Origin of the sequence: Saccharothrix sp. CB00851 (genome assembly GCF_001905065.1) — a bacterium.
GTDB lineage: Bacteria > Actinomycetota > Actinomycetes > Mycobacteriales > Pseudonocardiaceae > Actinosynnema.
Window position 1 is genome coordinate 69247 of the sequence record NZ_LWLC01000008.1, and the last position, 21296, is coordinate 90542.

The window sequence follows — 21296 nt, forward strand, 5'->3', positions numbered from 1 at the left end:
CGGCGCGGCGAACACGTGCGGCACAATTCACCTGTGACCGCCACGCCGACCCGCCAGCCCGATCCAGCGCTCGCCGACCCAGCGGCAGTCCGGCTCGCCCGAGCCGCCGCACAAGAGGAGGCGGGCGCGGAACGCGTCGGCGACCACGTGGGCACCGTCGCCGAGGACGAGGTGTCGGCGACGCACCTGTTCGAGGCCGAGCACGCGGGCTACCGCGGCTGGAACTGGGCCGTCACGGTCGCGTTCGCCGGCCCCGGCACGCCGCTCTCGGTGAGCGAGGTCGTGCTGCTGCCCGGCGACGACGCGCTGGTCGCGCCCGAGTGGGTGCCGTGGCACGAGCGGGTGCGCGCGGGCGACCTCGGCGTCGGCGACCTGCTGCCCACCCCCGAGGACGACCCGCGCCTGGCGCCCGGCTACGTCGCCTCGGACGACCCGGCGGTCGAAGAGGTGGCCCTGGAGGTCGGGCTCGGCCGGGTGCGCGTGCTGTCGCGCGAAGGTGTCCTCGACGCCGCCCAGCGCTGGCACGGCGGCGACTTCGGCCCGCGCAGCGAGATGGCCCGCAGCGCGCCCGCCACCTGTGGCACGTGCGGCTTCTACACCCGGATCACCGGCTCGCTCGGCGCCGCGTTCGGGGTGTGCGCGAACGAGATGACGCCGGCGGACGGCCACGTCGTGCACGTCGAGTACGGGTGCGGCGCGCACTCCGAGACCGAGGTCGAGGGTGGCCCCCTGGTGCCGGTCGCCGAGGTCGTCTACGACGACGCGGTGCTCGACGTCGAGGCCAACTCCGAGAGCGGGAAGTGAGCGCGGACCCGTTCGGCACCGAGGCGCTGCGCGAGTCGGTGCTGGCCGCGTGGCGCGGCTCGCCCACCCGGTTCCGCGAGGACGCCAACGCCGAGGAGGACCTGCGGCTCGGCGGGTACCGCGACCGGCTGCTGGTGGAGCTGGCGCAGAACGCGTCCGACGCGGCGGGAGACGCGCCCGGCGTGCTGCGACTGTCCCTTGTGGACGGCGAACTGCGTGCGGCGAACACGGGCGCGCCGCTGGACGCGGCCGGTGTGGCGGCGCTGGCGTCGTTGCGCGCGTCGTCGAAGGCGGCGGACACGGTCGGCCAGTTCGGCGTGGGTTTCGCCGCCGTGCTGGCGGTGACGGACGAGCCGCGCGTGGTGTCGCGGACCGGTGCGGTGGCGTTCTCGGCCGCCCGGACGCGGGAGGCGGTGCCGTCGCAGGCGTCCGCGCGCGGCGGTGACGTGCCCGTGCTGCGGCTGGTGTGGCCGTCGGACGAGACGGACCTGCCGGACGGGTTCGACACCGAGGTGCGGCTGCCGCTGAAGGTGCCCGCCGACGGCCTGCTCGCCGAGCTCGCGGCACAGGTGCCCGACCTGCTGCTGGCGTTGCCCGGGTTGCGGCGGGTCGAGGTCGGCGCCGACGCGTGGGAGCGGTCCGAGGCCGACGGCGTGGTGGTGCTGACCGGTCCCGGTGGGGAGCAGCGGTGGCTGGTGCACCGGGTCGGTGGCGAGCTGCCCGCGTCGCTGGTCGCGGGCGTCGAGTCGCGGCCGCAGTGGTCGGCGTGCTGGGCGTGGCCGATGGACGAGCCGCTGTCCGGTGACGTGCTGCACGCGCCCACGCCGACCGACGAGAAGCTGTCGCTGCCCGCGCGGCTGATCGCGACCCTGCCCGTGGAACCGTCCCGGCGGCGGGTGCTGGCAGGTGCGGCGGCGACGTTCGTGCTGGAGCAGGCCGCGTCGGCGTACCCCGAGCTGGTGGCCAAGCTGCCCGCGGTCGAGCGGACGACGCTGGTGCCGTTGCCCGGATTCCCGCTGTCCGAAGTGGACGACCGGTTGCGGACCGGGATCCTGCGGGCGTTGCGGGACGCGCCGTGGCTGCCGCTCGCGGACGGCGAGTGGGCCGCGCCGTCGACCGCGAAGGTGCTGGACCTGGCGTCGTTCGAGCTGGTCGAGCTGCTGGAGGACGTGATCCCCGGGCTCCTGGACTACGAGCTGACGCTGCCGCCGCACGCCAAGGCGCTGGCCGCGCTGGAAGTGCCGCGGCTGGGCGTGTCCGAAGTGGTCGCCGCGCTGGCCGGTGTCGGCGGCGACCCGTCGTGGTGGCACCAGGTGTACGACGCGCTGTCACCGGTCGCGGACGTCGACTCCACCGCGCGCGAGGAGATGGGCAGCCTGCCCGTGCCGCTGGTGGACGGGCGGCTGGTGAGCAGCCCGCGCGGGGTGCTGGTGGGGACGGACTCAGAGCTGTTCTCGGTGTCCGGGCTGCGGATCGCGCACCCCGAGGCCGCGCACCCGCTGCTGCTGCGGCTGGGTGCGACCGAGGCCGGTCCGGCGGAGCTGCTGGACTCCGACGCGGTGCGCGAGGCCGTGCACCGCAGCCTGGACGACCCCGCGCTCGACGGGCCCGAGCTGGTGCGGACCGTGCTGCGGCTGGTGTCGCGGGCCGGTGGGCGGCCGTGGCTGGCGGAGTTGGCGCTGCCGTCGGCGGACGGCGAGTGGCGGCGTGCCGACGAACTCGTGCTGCCGGACTCGGCGCTGCTGTCGGTGCTGGAGCCCGACGCGCCGTTCGGGGTGCTGGACGCGTCGGTGGCGACGGAGTGGCCGCGGTCGGTGTTGACCGATGTCGGCGTGATCGACGGGTTCACCGTGGTCGACGACGACTCGCCCACCGAACCCGACCACGACCTGGCCGACGAGGGCTACTGGTGGGACGCGTTCGACGTGCCGCCCGCGCGGGTGCTGGGCATCCGTGACCTGGACCTCGTCGCGCGGGACAAGTGGCCCGCCGCGTTGGCGATGATGGCCGCCGACCCGGTGGCGTGGCGCGCGGTGACCGAGCCGGACGGGTACACGGGCTGGTGGCTGGCCCGTTACGCGACGATCGACGGCGTGCCGCTCGGGTCGTGGCGGCTGCCCGACGCGGACGGGCTGGCGGGTTTGTACGACGTCGTGCCGTCGGTCGGCCTGCCGCCGCACGTGCTCGCTGCGGCCGGGGTGCGGACGTCGTTGACCGTGGTGGATTCCGACGATGTGATGGATTTGATCGCTCGGTTGGGTGATCCCGAGCGGAAACTGTCCGACGCCTTGGTGCTGCGGGTGCACGCGTTGCTGGCGGAGGTCGCGGACTCGGTGAGCGTCGAGCCACCGGACCGGGTGCGGGTGCTGACCGGTGCCGCCGAACCTGCCGACGACGTGCTGGTGCTCGACCTGCCGTGGCTGCTGGGCGTTCTGCCGCCCGCCCAGGTGCTGGCGTCGTCCGGCGCGGCGGCGGAGCTGGCGGAACTGCTGGCGTTGCCGTTGGCGTCGGAAGAGGTGTCCGGGGCGGTCGTCGGGGTGGGTGACGAGGTGATCTGGTCGGAGCTGGGCGCGGTGCGACTGGCGTGCGACCTGCTCGGCGTCGAGCTGCCGGCCGGTTCGCTGGTCGTGCACGATGATCTTGTGGTGGCGGCCGAGGGTGCGGAGCACTCGGTGTCGTGGTGGGTGGAATCCGGTGTCGTGCACGCCGCCGACACACCCGAGGGCTTGGCTCGTGCGCTGGCGTGGACGACCGGGCGATGGGATGATCGCCACACGTTCGCCGCACTGATCGCCGACCCGACACCGGCTGTCCTGCTGGGCTGACCGCGCCAAGATCACCCTATTGGGTATGCAGGTTCGGGGATGAATGGAAACCCCGGATTTGTTGCCGGAAAAGAAGGAGGTGCGGCGCCCCGGCCCCCAGTGTCAGCCGCAAGTGCGCCGCGTCGTCTGTCGAGGGCGTCCGCGACGCCAGCCGCCGCGAGCCCAGCCGCGAGGGCGCGGGGCGGGGTGGACGAAGGCCAGCCGGGGTCGAACGGTGCGGGTTGGTGGAGACCAGCCGGGGCCGAGGGCTCAGGCGGGTCGGTGGTCAACCCGGGTCGAGGGCGCGGTCGGGCCGGTGGTCAACCCGGGTCGACAGCGTGGGCGGACTGGAGCGCAGTCGCGGCCGGCGGTGTTGGTGGGACGGAGGTCGGCCGGGCCCTGGAGTGTGGGCAGGCCAGGGCCGTCGCGGTCGGCGGGCCGTCGGCGGGCCGAGGGTTGCGGGTCAGCCGGGGGCCGATGGTGTGGGTGGGACGGAGGTCGGCCGGGCCCGGCGGTGCGGGCAGGCCAGGGCCGTCGCTGTCGGCGGAGCAGGGGGCCGGGGCGAGGGGTGTGGGTTAGGCGAGGCCTGAGGGGGTGGTGGGCTGGGTGGGGGTCACTCCAGGCCTTGGCCGTGTTGGGCGGTGCGGCTGCCGCGGCGGGCGGCGGAGCGTTGCCAGGTGAAGATGCCGTAGCCGATGATGCCCAGCACGCCGCCGGACAGGCACGTCCACGCCACGACCCCGAAACCGTCACCGAACACCAGCGCGCCCGCCAGCGCCAGCCACCACAGGGCCGTCCCGACCGCGATCGCGGGCACGGGGTCGGCCAGTTTCGGCGGTAGCGGGGGCGGGGGTGGGAGGGGTGTTGCGTCCTGTTCGGCCACGTCGGGCAGGCTACCTGGCGGAAACACGCGTGGGGCACGCTCTGCCTGCTCGCCACACCGACCGACCGCCGAGGAGATGAGTATGGCCACCGCCGAGACACCCGCCGCGAAGACGCCACCGGGTGGGCAGGCCCGGTCCGGGTTGGACCGGTTCTTCAAGATCTCCGAACGCGGCTCGTCGGTCGGGCGGGAGGTGCGCGGCGGGCTGGTCACGTTCGTGACCATGGCCTACATCGTCGTGCTGAACCCGCTGATCCTGGGCAGCTTCGCCGCCGACGCACCCGGCGCGAAGGTCGACGTGCTCGGCAACATCCTCACCATCCCGCAGGTCGCGGCGGTGACGGCGCTGGTCGCGGGTGTCCTGACGATCCTCTTCGGACTCGTCGCCAACTACCCGTTCGCGCTGGCCACGGGCCTGGGCATCAACTCGTTCGTGGCCGTCACGATCGTGCCGCAGATGTCCTGGCCCGAAGCGATGGGCCTGGTCGTGGTCAACGGCCTCGTCGTCCTCCTGCTCGTCGTCACGGGTGTCCGCACGGCCGTGTTCAACGCGGTGCCCGCGGAGCTGAAGGCCGCCATCGCGGTCGGCATCGGGCTGTTCATCTGCTTCATCGGCCTGGTCGACGCCGGTTTCGTGCGACGCCTGCCCGACGCGGCGGGCACCACCGTGCCGGTCGGGCTCGGCATCAACGGGTCCATCGCGTCCTGGCCGACGTTCGTCTTCGTGGTCGGCCTGGTGGTCACCGGCATCCTGGTCGCGCGCAAGGTCAAGGGCGCGATCCTGATCGGCGTGCTCGCGGCGACCGTGCTGTCCATCGTGATCGAGGCGATCGTCAAGGCGGGCCCGTCGCAGGGCACCAACCCGACCGGGTGGAACCTCGGCTACCCCGGGTTGCCGGAACAGGTGTTCGGGTTGCCCGACCTCGCCCTCCTGGGTGACGTGTCGTTCGGCGCGTGGACCCGCGTGCCCGCGCTGACCGCCGCGCTGCTGGTGTTCACGCTGGTCCTCACGGACTTCTTCGACACCGTCGGCACGATGACCGGCCTGGGCAAGGAAGCCGGGCTCATCGGCAAGGACGGCCAGCTGCCGGGCGTGTCGAAGGCGCTGTTCGTGGACGGCGTCGGCGCGGTCGCGGGCGGTGCGGCGTCGTCCTCGTCCAACACCGTCTACATCGAATCGGCGTCCGGCATCGCCGAGGGCGCGCGGACCGGGCTGGCCAACATCGTCACCGGCCTGCTGTTCCTGGCCGCCATGTTCCTCACGCCGCTGTACGCGGTGGTGCCGATCGAGGCGGCGGCGCCCGCGCTGGTCGTCGTCGGCGCGCTGATGATCATGCAGATCAAGGAGATCGACTTCGCGGACTTCTCCGTCGGCCTGCCCGCGTTCCTCACCATCGTGATCATGCCGTTCACGTACTCGATCGCGAACGGCATCGGCGCGGGTTTCGTCAGCTACGTGGTGCTGCGGGCGCTCACCGGGCGTGCGCGCAGCGTGCACCCGCTCATGTGGATCGTGGCCGCCGCGTTCGTCGTCTACTTCGCGATCGGCCCCATCCAGGCCGCTTTCGCGGGCTGACCGCCGGCGGGATGGGCAAGTTCACACGATGGGCGCAGAGATCGTGAGGTATGCTAACTACGTGGCGGAGACCGAGGCTGAAGTGGGACTGGCGAGTCGACTGAGACTGGCCGTCGTCCGGCTCAACCGGAGGCTCCGCGCGCAGCGGGTGAACTCCGCGATCTCGCTTACCCAGGTGTCCGCGCTGTCGACGCTGCACAAGTGCGGACCCCTGACGCCGGGCGAGCTGGCCGCCAAGGAAGGCGTCCAGCCACCGTCCATGACCAGGGTGATCGCCGCCCTGGAGGAGTACGGGTTCGCCACGCGCCGCCCCCACCCCACCGACGGCCGCCAGGCCATCGTGGAGCTGAGCGAGGCGGGGCTGAGGTACATCAACGAAGAGGTGTCCGCGCGGGAAGCCTGGCTGGACAAGCGGCTGGCCGAGCTGACACCGCAGGAGCGGGGCGTGCTGTCGCGCGCCGCCGAGATAATCGACAGGATGGCGGGGCAGTAACGAAGTGCCGGCGTACGCGGGTGGTGCAGGGGCAGACCAGGTCGAACGCAACCCAGCCGCACCCGCACCACCGCCGCGCCGGCGCATGTTCGGCTCCCTGCGCGTCCGCAACTACCGCCTCTACGCGTCCGGCCAGGTCGTCTCGCTGGTCGGGCTGTGGATGCAGCGCGTCGCGCAGGACTGGCTGGTGCTGGAGCTGTCCGACGGCTCGCCGGTCGCCCTGGGCATCGCCGCCGCGCTGCAGTTCGCGCCGACGTTGTTCCTGTCGCTGTGGGCGGGCGTGCTCGCCGACCGGATGGACAAGCGCAAGCTGCTGCTCGTGCTGGAGACCGGGCTCGGGCTGTGCGCGCTGACGCTCGGGCTGCTCGACGTGACCGGTGTGGTCGAGCTGTGGCACGTCTACCTGTTGTGCTTGGTGCTGGGCGCGGTGTCGGCGGTGGAGACGCCGGTGCGGCAGAGCTTCGTGGTCGAGATGGTCGGGCGCGACCAGCTCACCAACGCGGTGGCGTTGAACGCCATGACGTTCAACCTGGCCCGGATGGTCGGCCCGGCGGTGGCCGGCGTGATGATCATCTTCGTGGGGACCGGGTGGGTGTTCCTGATCAACGCCGTCAGCTTCCTCGGTGTGCTGGGCGGGCTGTTGCTGATGCGTGCGGCCGAACTGCACCGCGGTGAGCCCGTGCCGCGGGAGAAGGGACAGCTGCGGGAGGGCCTGCGGTACGTGCGCAAGCGTGCCGACCTGGTGATCCTGCTGTGCATGGTGTTCTTCATCAGCACGTTTGGACTGAACTTCTACGTCACCCTGGCCGTGCTGGCGCGCAACACCTTCGGCGGTGACGCTGATGCATACGGGCTACTGTCTACAATGTTGGCCGTCGGCACGCTGGCGGGTGCGACGTTGGCCGCGAAGCGCAGTGCGAACGGCAAGCCGCGGATGCGGTTGCTGATCATCGGCGCGTTGGCATTCGGTGTACTGGAGATCGTAGCCGGAGTATTGCCTACAATATGGTGGACGGGCGCGGCGCTGATCCCGCTCGGCATCGCCATGATGACGTTCACGACCACCGCGAACGCGACCGTGCAGCTGGCCGTGTCGCCGGCAATGCGCGGTCGGGTGATGGGGCTGTACATGCTGGTGTTCCTGGGCGGGAACCCGGTGGGCGGCCCGGTGATGGGCTGGCTGGCCGAGCACTTCACCGCGCGGGCACCGCTGGTCGTCGGCGGTGCGGTGTCGATCCTGGCGGCCGTCGTCGGTGGGATCGTGCTGGCGCGACGGGGTGGTCTGAAGCTGCCGACGTACCGCCTCGGCCTGCGTCGCCGCGCCCGCGTCTGACAATGGGTCCGTGGTCATCGCGACGGACTGGGTCCGGCTGCTGGTCGTCTGCTTGATCTTCACCGCGGCCGCGGGGGCGGTGGTGTGGTGGGCGCGGTTGGCGTCGCCGAAGCCGGTGGTGCGGGCGGCTGTTCGGGCGACGGGGCAGCTGGCCGCCGTGTCGGCGGTGATCACGGTGGTGCTGGCGTCGTTGCCGTTGACGGCGGCGTTCCTGGTGTTGATGGCGGGGGTGGCGACGGGGACGTCGGCGGCGCGCACGAAGACCGGTCGGCGTGGGGTGTGGGTGGCGCTCGCGATCCTCGGCGGGACGGTGCCGGCGCTCGTTGCGCTGGTGGCGAGTGGTCTGGTGCCGTTGCGGGGGATCGCGCTGGTGCCGGTCGGGGGCATCCTGATCGGCGGTGCGATGACGGCCACGACGTTGTCGGTGCGGCGGGCGCTGGACACGTTGCGCGATCGGCACGGTGAGTTCGAGGCGGCGCTGGCGCTGGGGTTCACCGAACCGGTGGCGGTGCGCGAGCTGGTGCGGCGGCCGGCGGCCGAGGCGTTGATCCCGGCGCTGGACCAGACCCGGACGGTCGGGCTGGTCACGTTGCCCGGGGCGTTCGTCGGGATGCTGCTGGGCGGGGCGCCGGTGTGGCAGGCGGGCGCGTTGCAGCTCGTCGTGCTGCTGGGGCTGCTGGCGGTCGAGGCGGTGGCGATCGCGGTGGTCGTGGAATTGGTCGCGCGCGGTCTGGTGCGCAGGGCTGGTGCTGTGGGAGAAGTTAGGCTAACCTAAGTCTCGTCGCTTCGTGGTGGGAGCGGCAGTCAGTTCGGGAACAGACGAGGCCCCGCCTCCCGGTCGTACCGCCGGGTGGGTGGGGCCTCGTCGTGTCCGGCGCGGGGGAAAGTCGGGTGCCGACGGTAAGCGCGCGTGTCACGATCGGGCGGTGTTGACAGCCAGGAACGTCACGCTGTCGTTCGGTCCGCGGACCGTGCTCTCGGAGGTGGATCTCGATGTCCCCGCGGGTGAACGGGTAGGCCTGGTCGCGCCGAACGGGGTCGGCAAGTCGACGTTGCTGCGCGTGCTGGCCGGTGAGCTGCCCCCCGACTCCGGTGTGGTGACGGCCCGCGGGGTGGTCGCGCACCTCACCCAGGAGACGGAGATCCGGCCCGGCGAGTCGTTGCGCGACCACTTGGCGCGGCGCACGGGGGTCGCGGCGGCGCAGCGTGCGTTCGAGGCGGCCACGAAGGCGTTGAGCGAGGGCGCCGCCGGAGCCGAGGACGCCTACGCGCGGGCGTTCGACGTGTGGACCGCGTCCGGCGCGGCCGACTTCGCCGAACGCGCCGGCGAGGTGTGCGAACGGCTCGGCCTGCCGGCGACGCTGCTGGACGAGCGGGGATCGGGCGAGCTGTCCGGCGGGCAGTCGGCGCGGCTGCGACTGGCCTCCGTGCTGCTGACGACGGCCGACGTGCTGCTGCTCGACGAGCCGACCAACGACCTCGACCTGGCCGGGCTGGAGGTCCTGGAGTCCCACGTGCTGCGCAGCCGTGCCGGGATGGTCCTGGTCAGCCACGACCGCGAGTTCCTGGCCCGCACCACGACCGCGATCGCCGAGCTGGACGAGTTCAGCCACCGGGTGAGCGTGTTCGGCGGCGGGTGGGACGCCTACGTGCAGGAACAGGCGCGGGTGCGGCAGCGGGCGTGGGAGGAGTACGAGGCCTACGCGGCTCGGCGGGACGCGTTGGTGCAACGGGCGCGGCAGACGCGGGAGTGGTCGCGGCAGGGCGTGCGGCGCAACGCGAAGTCCGACGAGAGTGACAAGAACATCAAGTTCGCGCGCAAGCAGGGTGCGGAGAACCTGAGCGCCAAGGCGTCCGTTGTGGACCGACAGCTGGAGCGGTTGAAGGAGGTCGAGGAGCCGCGCGAACCGTGGGAACTGCGGTTGACGTTGCCCAGCGCGGGTCGGGGCAGCCAGGTCGCGTTCACGTTGCGGGGTGCGGTGGTCAGCCGGGGTGACGTCACGCTCGGGCCGATCGACCTGACCATCGGCGCGGGTGAGCGGTGGCGCATCGCCGGGCCCAACGGGTCGGGCAAGTCGACGTTGCTCGGTGCGTTGCTGGGACGGCTGCCGCTGGTGGCCGGTGACCGCAGCCAAGGGTCGGCGGTGGTGGTGGGTGAGGTCGACCAGGTGCGCGCGGACTTCGCCGTGCCGTCGTCGGTGCTGGAGGTGGTGACCGGGTCGACCGGGTTGGCGGAGGTGGAGGCGCGGACGTTGCTGGCGAAGTTCCGGGTCGGTGCGGACGCCGTGCTGCGTCCGGCGCGTTCGCTGTCGCCGGGTGAGCGGACGCGGGCGGGGTTGGCGGTGCTGCAGGCGCGCGGGACGACGTGCCTGGTGCTGGACGAGCCGACCAACCACCTCGACGTGGCCGCCATCGAGCAGTTGGAACAGGCGCTGGACGGTTATGAGGGGACGCTGCTGCTGGTGACCCACGACCGGAGGCTGGCGTCGGCTGTGGGGGTTGACCACACCTTGGACGTGCGGACCCTGGCAAGATAGGCGCATGGGCACCGAGGAGGACTGGCCGATCGAGCAGACGTGGTCGCTGCGCAACACGCACTGGCACGCCTATGTGGAGCACACGTCACTCGACCACGCCTCCCCGCGTTCGGAGCGGTTGGAGCGCACGCCGGAGGAGGTCCTGACCACGCCGACCGAGGTCGCCGCGTGGCTGGAGGTCAACCTGCGCAGTGCGACCAAGCCCGAGGAAGCCGGGAAGAAGCGCACGAAGGACGAGCGGGACTTCTCCGACTCGAACCGGGTGCACACGTCGCTGGCGTCGGCGGGCGAGAGCATCTACACCGGGGTGAAGGGGATGCTGACGCTGGCGGTGGAGGCGGTCACCCCCGACGAGTGCCGCAGCTCCCACGACGGCGCCGACGTTGCCCCGCTGAAGGCCGGACGGCGTCGCTGACCTTAGGTTTCGGCTTTCGGAGGGCTGGCGACGGCGGCGTGAAGATCACCCGAACGCGCGAATCGGTCGCGGTCGGGGATCAATGGAAACGCCGAAAACGTTGCCGGAAGAATGAAGGCGCGGCGCCCCGGCCCCGGACTGGGCATCGGGCACGGAGCTGGGTGCTGACACGGAGCTGGACGCTGAGCTGAGTGCGTAGTCGACGCGGGCAAGGTCGAGCGCGGACTCGGCGGGCACGGACTCGGCGGGCACGGCACGGCTCGGGCGGGCGGGCGGGCGCGGCGAGCACCGCGCGGGGCGGACGCGGCGGCGCGGGCAAGGACAGCCCGCCGCCACGAGCCATACGAACCCACGCAGCCCCGCACCCGCCACGCAGCCGGGACCGAACCACGCGGGCCGCATGGACGCTCGCCCACGCGCGCGGTGGGAGCGGTGGGACATGGGGTGAGGTGTGGCCGACCAGGTGGGCTCGCCCGGACCACGCGTGGCGGGGTCGGACCGAGGGTGGCGCGTGAGGTGCGGCCACGCGGGCGCCGTGAGCGGCCACGCGGGCGCCGTGAGGTGGGGCCACGCGGGCGCGGTGGGATGGGTGGACGCGGTCGGGCGAGTGTGGTGCGGCGAGGTAGATGGGGTGCGGTGATCGCGCATGGTGTGCGCCTGCGGGCGGGGCAGCGCGCGGTGGCGGGGTGGGTGTGCGGTGGGGTGGCGGGGATGTGACTGTGGTCACAGGTTGGATTTGGGTCGGGGTGTCGATTGGTGGGTTCGGTCGTTCGACCTTGGGGTGAACGGGGCCGAGGGGCCCGGAAGACGGTGAGGGAGAACGAGCGATGAAGTACATGCTGATCATGCGTGCGACGGACGAGGCATACGCGAGCATGGGGGAGATCGACTTCAGCGAGATGTTGGAGACGGTCGGCAAGTTCAACGACGAGCTGATCAGGGCCGGTGTGCTGGTGGCCGCCGAAGGGCTCGCCGATGCGGCGGAGGGGGTGGTGGTCGACTACTCGGCCGAGCCGCCCGTCATCACCGACGGGCCGTACGGGGAGACGAAGGAGCTGTTCAACGGCTTCTACATCCTGAACGTGGCTTCCAAGGAGGAAGCCGTCGAGTGGGCCAAGCGGTTGCCGATCGCGGGGGCCGGGTTCAAGACGGAGGTTCGGCGGGTGCCGTCGATCGACGAGTTCCCGCAGGACAACGAGTGGATCCAGAAGGAGCGGGCGTGGCGGGAGGCCACCGGGCAGCTCTGAAGGCCTCCCGGGCCCGCCGCGCCTGGGAGCGCGGCGGGCAGGGTGCGGCAGGGGTTACAGGCCCACCGGCCACGTGTGGACCGGTTCGCCGGCGTGCGACAGTTCGACGTAACGGCCCAGCATCGCGCTCAACGCGGCGTCACGGTCGGCGCCCCGGTCCTCCAGCAGCGCCACGGTCTCGCGCTGCCACTGCGAACCGGTGCGCCTGGCCAGGCACCTCGCCTCGATGACACCCAGGTAGCGCTCGCGAGCCTCGTCGGACACACCGCACGCCCGCAGGCCTTCGTGGGCGAGCGGCAGGAGGCGGCGCAGGACGAGTTCGTCCGGCGGCACCCAGCCGATGCCCGGCCAGTACAGCTGGGAACCCATCCCGTGCCGCGACCCGGCATAGAGGTTCTCCTCCGCCGCGTGGAACGACATCTGGGTCCACAGAGGACGCTCCAAAGTGGTCAGAGCGCGTTGGGTGCCGTAGAAGAAGGCGGCGTTCGCCATCGTGTCGAGCACGGTCGGCCCGGCAGGCAGGACGCGGTTCTCCACGCGCAGGTGCGGCACGCCGTCCACCACGTCGTACACCGGGCGGTTCCAGCGCCACACGGTCCCGTTGTGCAGCCGCAACTCCGTCAACGACGGCGTGCCGCCCGACCCGAGCACGTCCAACGGGTCCTCGTCACCGGTTTCCGGCAGCAACGCCGGGAAGTACCGCACGTTCTCCTCGAACAAGTCGAAGATCGACGTGATCCACCGCTCGCCGAACCACACCCGCGGCCGGACGCCCTGGTTCTTCAGCTCCTGCGAACGGGTGTCGGTGGCCTGCAGGAACAGCGGTATCCGGGTCTCGTGCCACAACGCCCGTCCGAGCAGGAACGGCGAGTTCGCCGCGATCGCCACCTGCACACCGGCCAACGCCTGCGCCGCGTTCCAGTGCGCCGCGAAATCGTCCGGTGCCACCTGCAAGTGCAGCTGCACGGACGTGCAAGCCGCCTCCGGCATGATGGACTCGGCGTAACTGGACAGCCGCTCACCCGACCGCCCCGGCATCGGGGCGCCCTCCATCGACAGCACGACCTCCTCGCCGCGCGCCGCGAGGATCTGGTCGTTCAACGTCGTGTACCGCGGCTGCTGGGACAGCCACCGCCGGTCGAAGTGCTCGTGCCGCAACGTCGGCAGCACCCCGATCATCACGATCGACGTCCCCGCGTCGTGCGCCTTCACGTCCGCCGACGCCAGCGTGGAAACCAGTTCCTTCTCCAGGTCGAGCGTCTCGTCACCGGCCAGCTCGCGCGGCGGGACGTTGACCTCCAGGTTGTGCTGGCCCAGTTCCAACGTGAACGACGGGTCGTCGATCTTCTCCAGCACCTCGGAGTTGGCCATCGCGGGCCGACCCGCGCCGTCGACCAGGTTCAGCTCGATCTCCAGCCCCATCTGCTGCCTCGGGAAGGAAAAGCTCTCCTCCACCAGCATGGTTCCCAGCGCGTCCATGCACCGCTGCATGCGCTCGCGGTAGCGCTGGCGGTCCTCTCTGGTGAACGTCCGACTGGACACATCCGTACCCATGCCGCCTCCCAATCGGTAGGGCTGCTCCGGCGGGCTTAGCGGAGGCCAACCGTGACACAGCAAGTTCTCGCCCGCCAGCGCCCAAATCGGTGCTCTCTGTCACACGGCGGTAACAATCAGCGAGAAGGTGCTGGTTAGAGGGGTGCGTATGCGACATACGCGCTACGAGCGGTGTTCACCTCCCGGCAAGTGCGACACTGCTCGCGTGATCGAGATCGACGACCCGGCCGACCCCCGGCTGGACGACTTCCGGGACCTGTCGACGGCCGACCGGCGACCGGACCGACCCGGCGGGCGCGGCCTGGTGATCGCCGAGGGCGTGGTGGTCGTCGAACGGCTCCTGCGGTCGCCCTACCCCGTGCGCGGGCTGCTCGGCGTGCGACGGCGGGTGGAAGCCCTCGGTGACCTGCCGGCACCCGCGTACGTGACGTCCGCCGAGGTCATGGCCGAGGTGGTCGGGTTCCACCTCAACCGGGGCGTGCTGGCCGCCGCCGACCGGGCACCCCAGCCGGACGTGGCCGAACTCGTCGCCTCGTCAAGGCGGCTGGCGGTGCTGGAAGGCGTCGGCGACCACGAGAACCTGGGCTCGCTGTTCCGCAACGCGGCGGCGCTGGGCATCGACGGCGTGCTGCTCGGCCCGGGGTGCAGCGACCCGCTGTACCGGCGCAGCGTCCGCGTCTCCATGGGGCACGTGCTGCGCGTGCCGTTCGCGTCGATGCCGAACCTGACCGAAGGCTTCGACCTCCTGCGGCACAACGGTTTCACGGTCGCCGCGCTCACACCGAGGGCGGACTCGCAGAACCTGGCCGACGCCGGGCTGCGCGGCCGGAAGGCCGCGGTGCTGCTCGGATCGGAGGGCCCGGGGCTGACCGAGGAGGCCATCGCGGCGGCCGACCTGGCGGTCCGGATCCCGATGGCGGAGGGTGTCGACTCGCTGAACGTGGCAACCGCCGCCGCGATCGCCTTCTACGCGATCGCCTGAACGCGCTACGTTCTCCCTTGGCACGCCCGAGCACGACCCGTGCCCGACCAGAGGAGGACGTAGGTGGAACTGCGGGTCCAGGACGGCCGGGCCGTGCTCGCGGGCCGCGACGACGCGGGCGAGCGGGAAGTCGACCCCCACACGCTCCCGCTCGGCGCCGGGCTCGCCGACGCGTTGCACGAGTGGGCGAAGGTGGCCGACGCGGTGACGCGGGCCGAGACGCCCTCCGACGGCGCGGCGAGCGCGCTCGTGACCAGGCGTGGACGTCAGTTGGCGGGGAGGTTGGCGGCCGATATGGGAACGCCCGTGGAGTACACGGACCCGGTGACCGGTGAGCTGGTGGTCGTGGAGGCCCCGGTCGACGACGACCCGGACTCGGACACTGAGCCGGAAGAGGACGGCGAAGGTGGGGCCGAGCAGCCGGAACCCCAGGAGGAGACCCCCTGGGGCACCGGGCTCACGGTCAGCTTCATCGTCGCCGCCGTGGTGACGTTCACCGTCTACACGCTGTCGGTCGGGTTGGGCGAGACCAGCCAGTGGCTCGCCGTGCTGGCGAACGTCCTGGTGGTCGGCGGCATCACCCCATCGGTGTGGCTGGCGCGGAAGGTGCCGGTGTGGCGGTGGGTGGCCTACGGCGTGGTGGCGGGTGTGCTGGCGGCCTGGTTGTCGTTGCTGCTGTCCAGCGTGCTGGCACCGGTGTAGGCGCGCTCTTAAGCCAGGGAGTCCCGCCAAGCGGTGTGCAGCGCGGCGAACCGGCCGCGGCCGGTGATCAGCTCCTCCGGCGTGCCGTCCTCCACCACCCGGCCGCCGTCGAGCACCAGGACCCGGTCGGCGATCAGCACGGTGGACAGGCGGTGGGCGATGATGAACGCCGTCCGCTCCGCCAGCACGGTCTCCAGCGCGCGCTGCACCGCCCGTTCGGTCGGCACGTCGAGGCTGGACGTCGCCTCGTCCAGCACCAGCACCGCCGGATCGGCCAGGAACGCCCGCGCGAACGCCACCACCTGCCGCTGCCCGGCCGAGAGCCGCCCGCCGCGCTTGCGCACGTCGGTGTCGTAGCCCTCGGGCAGCGCCCGGATGAACTCCTCCGCGCCGACCGCCCGGGCCGCCGCCTCGACCTCCTCGCGGGTCGCGGACGGCCTGCCGAGCGCGATGTTGTCCAGCACGGTGCCGTCGAACAGGAAGTTCTCCTGCGTCACCATGACGACCGCGCGCCGCAGGTCGGTGTCGGCCACCGACCGCAGGTCGACCCCGTCCAGCCGGACCGAGCCCGCGGACGGGTCGTAGAACCGGGCCACCAGCTTGGCCAGCGTGGACTTGCCCGCACCGGTCGCGCCGACCAGCGCCACGGTCTGCCCGGCGGGCACGGTCAGGTCGAACGACGGCAGCACGACGGGCGTGGCGTCGGAGTAGCGGAACTCGACCCCGTCGAACCGGACCGCGCCCTGCACGTCGCCGAGGGGCGTCGGTTCCTCCGGCTCGCGGACCTGTGGTTCCTCTTCGAGAAGGCCGGAGATCTTCTCCAGCGCGGCGGTGGCCGACGCGTAGGCGTTGGCGAACATGGCGAGCTGGTCGAACGGGTCGTAGAACCGCCGCACGTACAGCGTGAACGCGGCCAGCACACCGAGTTCGAGCTGCCCGTTCGCCACCCGGAACGCGCCCCAGGCGAGGATCACCGCCAGGGACAGGTTGCCGATCACCCGGACGAGTGACGTGAACGCCGCCATCACGGCCATCGCGTCGGTGTTGGCGTCGCGGTACCGGCCGTTCAGCTCGCCCATGATCTTCTCGTTGCGCCGCTCGCGCCGGAACGCCTGCACCGCGCGGATGCCGTTCATGGTCTCCACGAACTGCACGATGACCTTCGCGATCGCGCCACGCGTGTGCCGGTAGGCCCGCCCGGAACGGCGGCGGAACCAGCGGGTCAGCAGGATCAGCGGCAGGAAGCCGGACAGCACGACGAGCGCGAGCGGGACGTCCAGGTAGAGCAGCACGACCGAGATGCCCAGCAGCGACAGCATCGAGGTGAAGAAGCCGTCCAGGCCCTCCTCGATCAGGTCCTGCAGCGAGTCGACGTCGCTGGTCAGGCGCGAGATGACCTTGCCCGAGGTGTACTTCTCGTGGAACGAGACGGACAGCCGCTGGGCGTGCCGGAAGACGCGTTCGCGCAGGACGAGGAGCACGTCCTGGCCGATCCGACCGGTCAGCCGGACGAACGACCAGCGCAGCAGCGTGGCGGAGATCGCGGCGGTGACGTAACCGCCGACGCACCAGGTGAGCGCCTCGGGGCGGCCGTCGAGCGCGGCGGGGATGCCGGTGTCGATGGCCGCGGCGATGAGGAGCGGCCCGGCGAGGTTGACCACGTTCTCCGCGACCACGATCACCAGCGCCAGGATCGCGGCGCGGGTGTGGGGGCGGAGGAGTTCGCCGAGGAGGCGGCGGGAGCGGGCCTGGAGCTTGACGCCCGTGGCGTAGTCGACGTCCTCGACGTCCTCGGCGGCGACGCCGCGCCAGGCCTCCTCGTCGGTGTCGGGCGCCGGGGTGGTGGGTTGGTGGTTGGTCGCGGTGCCGGTCACGCCGCCACCTCCTCGTCCTCCATAGTGGACAACAGGTTGCGGTAGTCCTCGTTGTCCGCCAACAGTTGCGCGTGCGTGCCGGTGGCCGCGATGCGCCCGTCGGCCAGCATCGCCACCCGGTCGGCCAGCTGCACGGTGCTCGGGCGGTGGGCGACGACCAGCGCGGTCACGCCCCTGAGCACGCGGCGCAACGCGGCCTCCACCTCGGCCTCGGTGTGCACGTCCAGCGCGGACAGCGGGTCGTCCAGCACCAGCACGGCCGGGTGCCCCGCGACCGCGCGAGCCAGGGCGAGGCGCTGCCGCTGACCGCCGGACAGGGACAGGCCCTGCTCGCCGATGCGGGTGTCGAGCCCCCACGGCAGGGCGTCGACGAACTCCTCGGCACGCGCGACCTTGAGCGCCTCGCGGACGCGTTCCTCACCGATGTCCTTCGAGCCGAGAGCCACGTTCTCGGTGACGCTCGCGGAGAACAGGATCGGCTCCTCGAACGCGGTGCCGACGACGCGGCGGAGCTCGGCCAGGTCCAGGTCGCGGACGTCGACGCCGTCGAGCGTGACGCGGCCGGCGGTGACGTCGGCCAGGCGGGGCACCAGGGCGGTGACGGTCGTCTTGCCGGAGCCGGTGGCGCCGACGAGCGCGACGGTCTCGCCCGGCCGGATGTCCAGGTCGACGCCGCGCAGCACCTCGTTGTCCGAACCCGGGTGGTGGTAGCGGACGCCCTCGAAGCGGATGTGCCCGCGGACCGGCGTGGCCAGCGGTTTCGGGTCGGGCGGGGTGGTGACGGTGATCTCGGTGTCGGTCACCTCGAAGTACCGTTCGAGCGCGGAGGCGGTGGAGTTCGTCTCCGCCAACAACCACCCGATCGAGTCAACCGGCCAGCGCAGGTAGGCGCTCACCGTGACGGCGGCGACGAGCGTGCCGACCGTGACGGTGCCGTCGGCGATGCCCATCGAGCCGAACGCAAGCTGACCGGCGATGCCCAGCTCGGGCAGGACGATCAGCACGGCCCACAGCGCGGCGAAGATGCGCACCTTGGCGATCTCGGTGTCGCGCAGCTCGCGGGCCTGGCGGATGAACCGCTTGGTCAGGTGCGGTCCGCGGCCGAACGCCTTCAGCACGCGGATGCCGAGGACCGACTCCTCGACCACGGTCGTGAGGTCGCCGGACTGGTCCTGCGCGCGGCGGGCGACGACCTTGAACTTCGTCTCGAACAGGTAGGACAGTGCGACCAGCGGTAGCGTGGTGGCCAGCACGATCAGGCCGAGCGTGGGTGACAGCCAGAACAGCACGCCCAGCCCGGTGAGCACGATCAGGCTGTTGACGACCAGGAAGATGATGGCGAAGCCCACGAACCGCCGCACCTGGGTCAGGTCGGTCGTGGCGCGGGACAGCAGCTGCCCCGACTGGTAGCGGTCGTGGAAGGCCACCTGCAGGTCCTGCAGGTGGTGGTACAGCTCGACCCGCATCCGCGCCTCGACTTCCGACGCCGGTCCGGCGATCAGCTTCCGCCGGGCGTAGAACAGGCCGGCCTCGGCGACGCCGAGCGCCACCACAATGCCGATGAGCAGCGGCAACGCTCCCAGGTCGCGGCCGGCGATCGGGCCGTCCACGATGCGCTGGGTGATCAGCGGGATGCCCAGGCCGCACATCATCGCCAGCATGGTGGCGGCCATCGCCAGCACGACGGGTGTGCGAACGGGCTTGAGGTACGGCCACAGCCTGCGCAGTGTCGCGGCTGTGGAAGTACGGTCTTCCGACACGAGTCCCCCTCCGGTCCACTCAGACGGTACGAAGGTGGACCGACGATCGGCATCCGGTTTTCGTGTCTTTGACCCTGCGATCTGGAGTTAGGTGGAGGTCAAGGTGGATGTGACGTACCTGCGTGGTGAGGTCGCGATGGCGTTCCCGCGTGGCCGGTTGATGGCGGTGCGCGGGGGGAGGTTGTACGTGCTCGCGCCGGACGGGTGGGACGTGGTCGGCGGGCGGCGGCCCGAGGGGGCTCGGCCGATCGGTCGGGAGGAGGCGGCGGAGTGGTGCCGGTTCGAGGGGATCGGGGAGGAAGTGCTCGATGAGGTGCCGGGGGGTTAACGCTTTCGGAGGATGGCTGGGGCGGTGAGCAGGCCCGCGAGGCCGTAGCTGGCGCCCGCGAGGAGGACGAGGACGGTCCAGCGGTCGCCGAGTGAGGAGAGGTCGTCGGGGAGCTTGAAGTAGTGCGCGAGGCCGAGGAGGACCGGGCCGATCAGGATGATCGGCCACACCGGGCGCACCTTCAGCAGCCAGAGGACGGGGCCCGCCAAGAGGGCGCTGAACAGCAGCGCGACGGGGAGGCCGACGACGACAAGCAGGATGAACTCGCCGAGGGTGGTCTCGTTGACCACCCGGTCGAGCACGCCGGTCCGATAGGCCCAGATCCAGGCGACGAGCAGCGCGGAACCGACGGCAGCCGACACCACGACGCGCAGGAGCACCTTGAACGCGAAGCCCCCCGCGGTGAGGCGTGAGGTGTGCGGCGTGTCAGTCACGGGCAGAAGTGTGGCTGACCGGGTGCCGTGCTGTCACCGGGGCGGCCAGCACGAAGCCGATCACGCCCGCGGCGACCGAACCGGCCGGGATCGACACCCACACGGTGAGCAGGGTGAGGATGGCGGTGAACGTGACGCCGACGGCGGCGTAGCCGAGGGGGCGGTCCTGGTGGGCGGCTTTGAGGACGGCCCAGGCGGTGAGGACGCCGAGGATGAGGCTGATCGGCATGGCGAACAGGCCCATGGCCAGGCAGTCCCAGTCGTCGGTCGAGCAGACGGTTCCGGAGGCGATGAACTCGCGCAGGCCCCACCAGGCCGCGCCCAGGGCGGCGCCGAGGGCGGCTCCGACGACCAGTCGTCCCAGCATGGCTGGGGGTTACCCGAGTCGAGACTGCGACAACCCCGGTCCGGCTCGATTTGACATGGGGCCCTTACGGGTACTGGAGGCAGGCCAAAGCCGGGCAGGCCTGGCGGGAAAAGCGTCCGCCAGGCCTGCCCGGCTTCGACCAGCCTAAAGCACCCGAACCCATGTCAAATCGAGCCTCGGAGGGCGGATTCCGGGTCCGTTGTGGGCAGGTTGGGATTGCGGACCGGGGGGTGTGTCAGCCGCGGGTGGAGCGGACGCCCAGGAGGACGTCTTCCCACGACGGGACGATCGGGTGGTTCTTCTTGCCGCGCTTCGGTGGTGGGTCCTTGCGGGGCGGTTGTTGCTTGGTTCCCGCGGCCGGTTGTTGTGGTGCAGGTGGTGGCGTCGGTGTTGGTTCCTCGGCCACGACCGGGGTCGGCTCGGGAGTCGGTTGGGGCTCTTGGACCGGAGGTGGGGGCGGAGCCGGTGGTTCCTCGCGGGCGAGGATTTCCGGTTCCGTTGGCTTCTCCAGTTCGAGGGCTTGGCGGGCCAGTTGGGTGACCGGGCGGACGGTGCGCAGGGTCCGGTTGGGGTTCGGGTCCATCAGTTCCATGGCACCGTCGTCCAGTGCGGTGACCGTGCCGCCCTGGGCGCCCGGGTGGAACGCCCAGTGGGCCAGGTTGTCCGACCTGCCTGCGGTCCAGTGCAGTTGCACGACCCAGCGGCCGTCCTCGCCGCGCCACGAGTCCCAGCTGACGTCGGCGTACTCCTGGCCGCGCAGACCGAAGGAGTGCGCGACGACCTCGCCGAGCGTCTGCACGTCCGGGCCGTCCTCGCGGACCGGGTGGGCGCGTTGGGCCAGTTCGGCGGTGCGGGAGCGTTCCAGGAGCACCGGGTAGGCGTAGCGCTCCACCCGGTGGGTGGGCAGGCCCGCCGCGGCGGCCACCTGGGCGACGGACTCACCTGCGCGGATGCGTGCCTGGATCTCGCGCGGCCGCATCTGGCTCTCGACCTCGATCTCGATCTGGCCGAGTCGGGTGAGGTCGCCGCGTGCCGCCGCGCGCAGCCGTTCGTCGGCGGGGAGCACGAAGCGCTCGCCGCGATCCGGGTCCTCGAGGATGACGGACTTGCCGTCGTCTTCGAGCCCGATGACTCGCAACGCTCGCATCATGGCCTCCCGGATGGCTCACCTCGCCGAGTACTCACGTTAATGCGGCGCGCCGC

The 21296-nt window shown here is 71.6% G+C and carries 19 protein-coding genes; 12 read left to right on the plus strand and 7 right to left on the minus strand.

What is annotated here, in order from left to right:
* Positions 1-33: 33 nt before the first annotated feature.
* Both A6A25_RS09845 and A6A25_RS09850 read left to right on the plus strand, forming a co-directional pair.
* The gene (locus A6A25_RS09845; protein WP_073887887.1) at positions 34-804 is read left to right on the plus strand and encodes a DUF3027 domain-containing protein; all 771 of its coding nucleotides are present in this window, start codon (positions 34-36) and stop codon (positions 802-804) included.
* Complete coding sequence (locus A6A25_RS09850; RefSeq protein WP_073887889.1) at positions 801-3629, plus strand: sacsin N-terminal ATP-binding-like domain-containing protein; 2829 nt, start codon at positions 801-803, stop codon at positions 3627-3629. The genes A6A25_RS09845 and A6A25_RS09850 overlap by 4 nt, the downstream gene beginning before the upstream one ends.
* Before the next feature lie 592 nt (positions 3630-4221).
* On the opposite strand, the gene A6A25_RS09855 is transcribed toward A6A25_RS09850, so the two are convergent.
* Positions 4222-4491 (minus strand): DUF2530 domain-containing protein, encoded by a 270-nt coding sequence (locus A6A25_RS09855; RefSeq protein WP_073887892.1) that lies wholly within the window; start codon positions 4489-4491, stop codon positions 4222-4224.
* A gap of 76 nt (positions 4492-4567) precedes the next feature.
* On the opposite strand from A6A25_RS09855, the gene A6A25_RS09860 reads away from it, so the two are divergent.
* The 7 genes from A6A25_RS09860 (at position 4568) to A6A25_RS09890 (ending at position 12092) form a co-directional block, all read left to right on the plus strand.
* On the plus strand, positions 4568-6067 hold the full coding sequence (locus A6A25_RS09860; protein ID WP_083668209.1) for an NCS2 family permease: 1500 nt from the start codon (positions 4568-4570) through the stop codon (positions 6065-6067).
* A gap of 28 nt (positions 6068-6095) precedes the next feature.
* Positions 6096-6560, plus strand: coding sequence for a MarR family winged helix-turn-helix transcriptional regulator (locus A6A25_RS09865; protein WP_073887896.1), 465 nt, complete (start codon positions 6096-6098; stop codon positions 6558-6560).
* Positions 6561-6645: 85 nt separating this feature from the next.
* A complete protein-coding gene (locus A6A25_RS09870) occupies positions 6646-7893 on the plus strand; it encodes an MFS transporter (RefSeq protein WP_380735791.1) in 1248 nt (415 codons plus the stop codon).
* A 10-nt stretch (positions 7894-7903) separates the two neighbouring features.
* Positions 7904-8668: an ABC transporter permease gene (locus A6A25_RS09875; RefSeq protein WP_073887900.1), complete on the plus strand. Its 765-nt coding sequence runs from the start codon at positions 7904-7906 to the stop codon at positions 8666-8668.
* A gap of 151 nt (positions 8669-8819) precedes the next feature.
* On the plus strand, positions 8820-10430 hold the full coding sequence (locus tag A6A25_RS09880) for an ABC-F family ATP-binding cassette domain-containing protein (protein WP_073887902.1): 1611 nt from the start codon (positions 8820-8822) through the stop codon (positions 10428-10430).
* Between the two features lie 4 nt (positions 10431-10434).
* Positions 10435-10845 carry a hypothetical protein gene (locus A6A25_RS09885; RefSeq protein ID WP_073887904.1) on the plus strand — a complete coding sequence of 137 codons (411 nt, stop codon included), beginning with the start codon at positions 10435-10437 and terminating at the stop codon, positions 10843-10845.
* An 827-nt stretch (positions 10846-11672) separates the two neighbouring features.
* Positions 11673-12092, plus strand: coding sequence for a YciI family protein (locus tag A6A25_RS09890; protein WP_073887906.1), 420 nt, complete (start codon positions 11673-11675; stop codon positions 12090-12092).
* 54 nt (positions 12093-12146) lie between these two features.
* Here the strand turns inward: A6A25_RS09890 and A6A25_RS09895 are convergent, their stop codons facing one another.
* Positions 12147-13646: a glutamate-cysteine ligase family protein gene (locus tag A6A25_RS09895; RefSeq protein WP_073887907.1), complete on the minus strand. Its 1500-nt coding sequence runs from the start codon at positions 13644-13646 to the stop codon at positions 12147-12149.
* 148 nt (positions 13647-13794) lie between these two features.
* Between A6A25_RS09895 and A6A25_RS09900 the strand changes: the two genes are divergently transcribed.
* Both A6A25_RS09900 and A6A25_RS09905 read left to right on the plus strand, forming a co-directional pair.
* Entirely contained in the window at positions 13795-14628 is an 834-nt protein-coding gene (locus A6A25_RS09900; protein ID WP_073887908.1) for a TrmH family RNA methyltransferase, read from the plus strand.
* A gap of 63 nt (positions 14629-14691) precedes the next feature.
* Positions 14692-15330, plus strand: a complete 639-nt coding sequence (locus A6A25_RS09905) for a DUF2537 domain-containing protein (RefSeq protein WP_073887909.1) — start codon at positions 14692-14694, stop codon at positions 15328-15330.
* Between the two features lie 8 nt (positions 15331-15338).
* On the opposite strand, the gene A6A25_RS09910 is transcribed toward A6A25_RS09905, so the two are convergent.
* On the minus strand, positions 15339-17204 hold the full coding sequence (locus A6A25_RS09910; RefSeq protein ID WP_073887910.1) for an ABC transporter ATP-binding protein: 1866 nt from the start codon (positions 17202-17204) through the stop codon (positions 15339-15341).
* On the minus strand, positions 17201-18964 hold the full coding sequence (locus A6A25_RS09915) for an ABC transporter ATP-binding protein (RefSeq protein ID WP_073887911.1): 1764 nt from the start codon (positions 18962-18964) through the stop codon (positions 17201-17203). The genes A6A25_RS09910 and A6A25_RS09915 overlap by 4 nt, the downstream gene beginning before the upstream one ends.
* 103 nt (positions 18965-19067) lie before the next feature.
* Between A6A25_RS09915 and A6A25_RS09920 the strand changes: the two genes are divergently transcribed.
* Positions 19068-19292 carry a hypothetical protein gene (locus tag A6A25_RS09920; RefSeq protein ID WP_073888026.1) on the plus strand — a complete coding sequence of 75 codons (225 nt, stop codon included), beginning with the start codon at positions 19068-19070 and terminating at the stop codon, positions 19290-19292.
* Here A6A25_RS09920 and A6A25_RS09925 read toward each other — a convergent pair.
* The 3 genes from A6A25_RS09925 to sepH form a co-directional block, all read right to left on the minus strand.
* Positions 19289-19726, minus strand: coding sequence for a hypothetical protein (locus tag A6A25_RS09925; RefSeq protein ID WP_073887912.1), 438 nt, complete (start codon positions 19724-19726; stop codon positions 19289-19291). The genes A6A25_RS09920 and A6A25_RS09925 overlap by 4 nt on opposite strands.
* Positions 19719-20093 (minus strand): hypothetical protein, encoded by a 375-nt coding sequence (locus tag A6A25_RS09930; RefSeq protein WP_073887913.1) that lies wholly within the window; start codon positions 20091-20093, stop codon positions 19719-19721. The genes A6A25_RS09925 and A6A25_RS09930 overlap by 8 nt, the downstream gene beginning before the upstream one ends.
* Positions 20094-20328: 235 nt before the next feature.
* Positions 20329-21240: a septation protein SepH gene (sepH, locus tag A6A25_RS09935; RefSeq protein WP_073888028.1), complete on the minus strand. Its 912-nt coding sequence runs from the start codon at positions 21238-21240 to the stop codon at positions 20329-20331.
* Positions 21241-21296 lie beyond the last annotated feature (56 nt).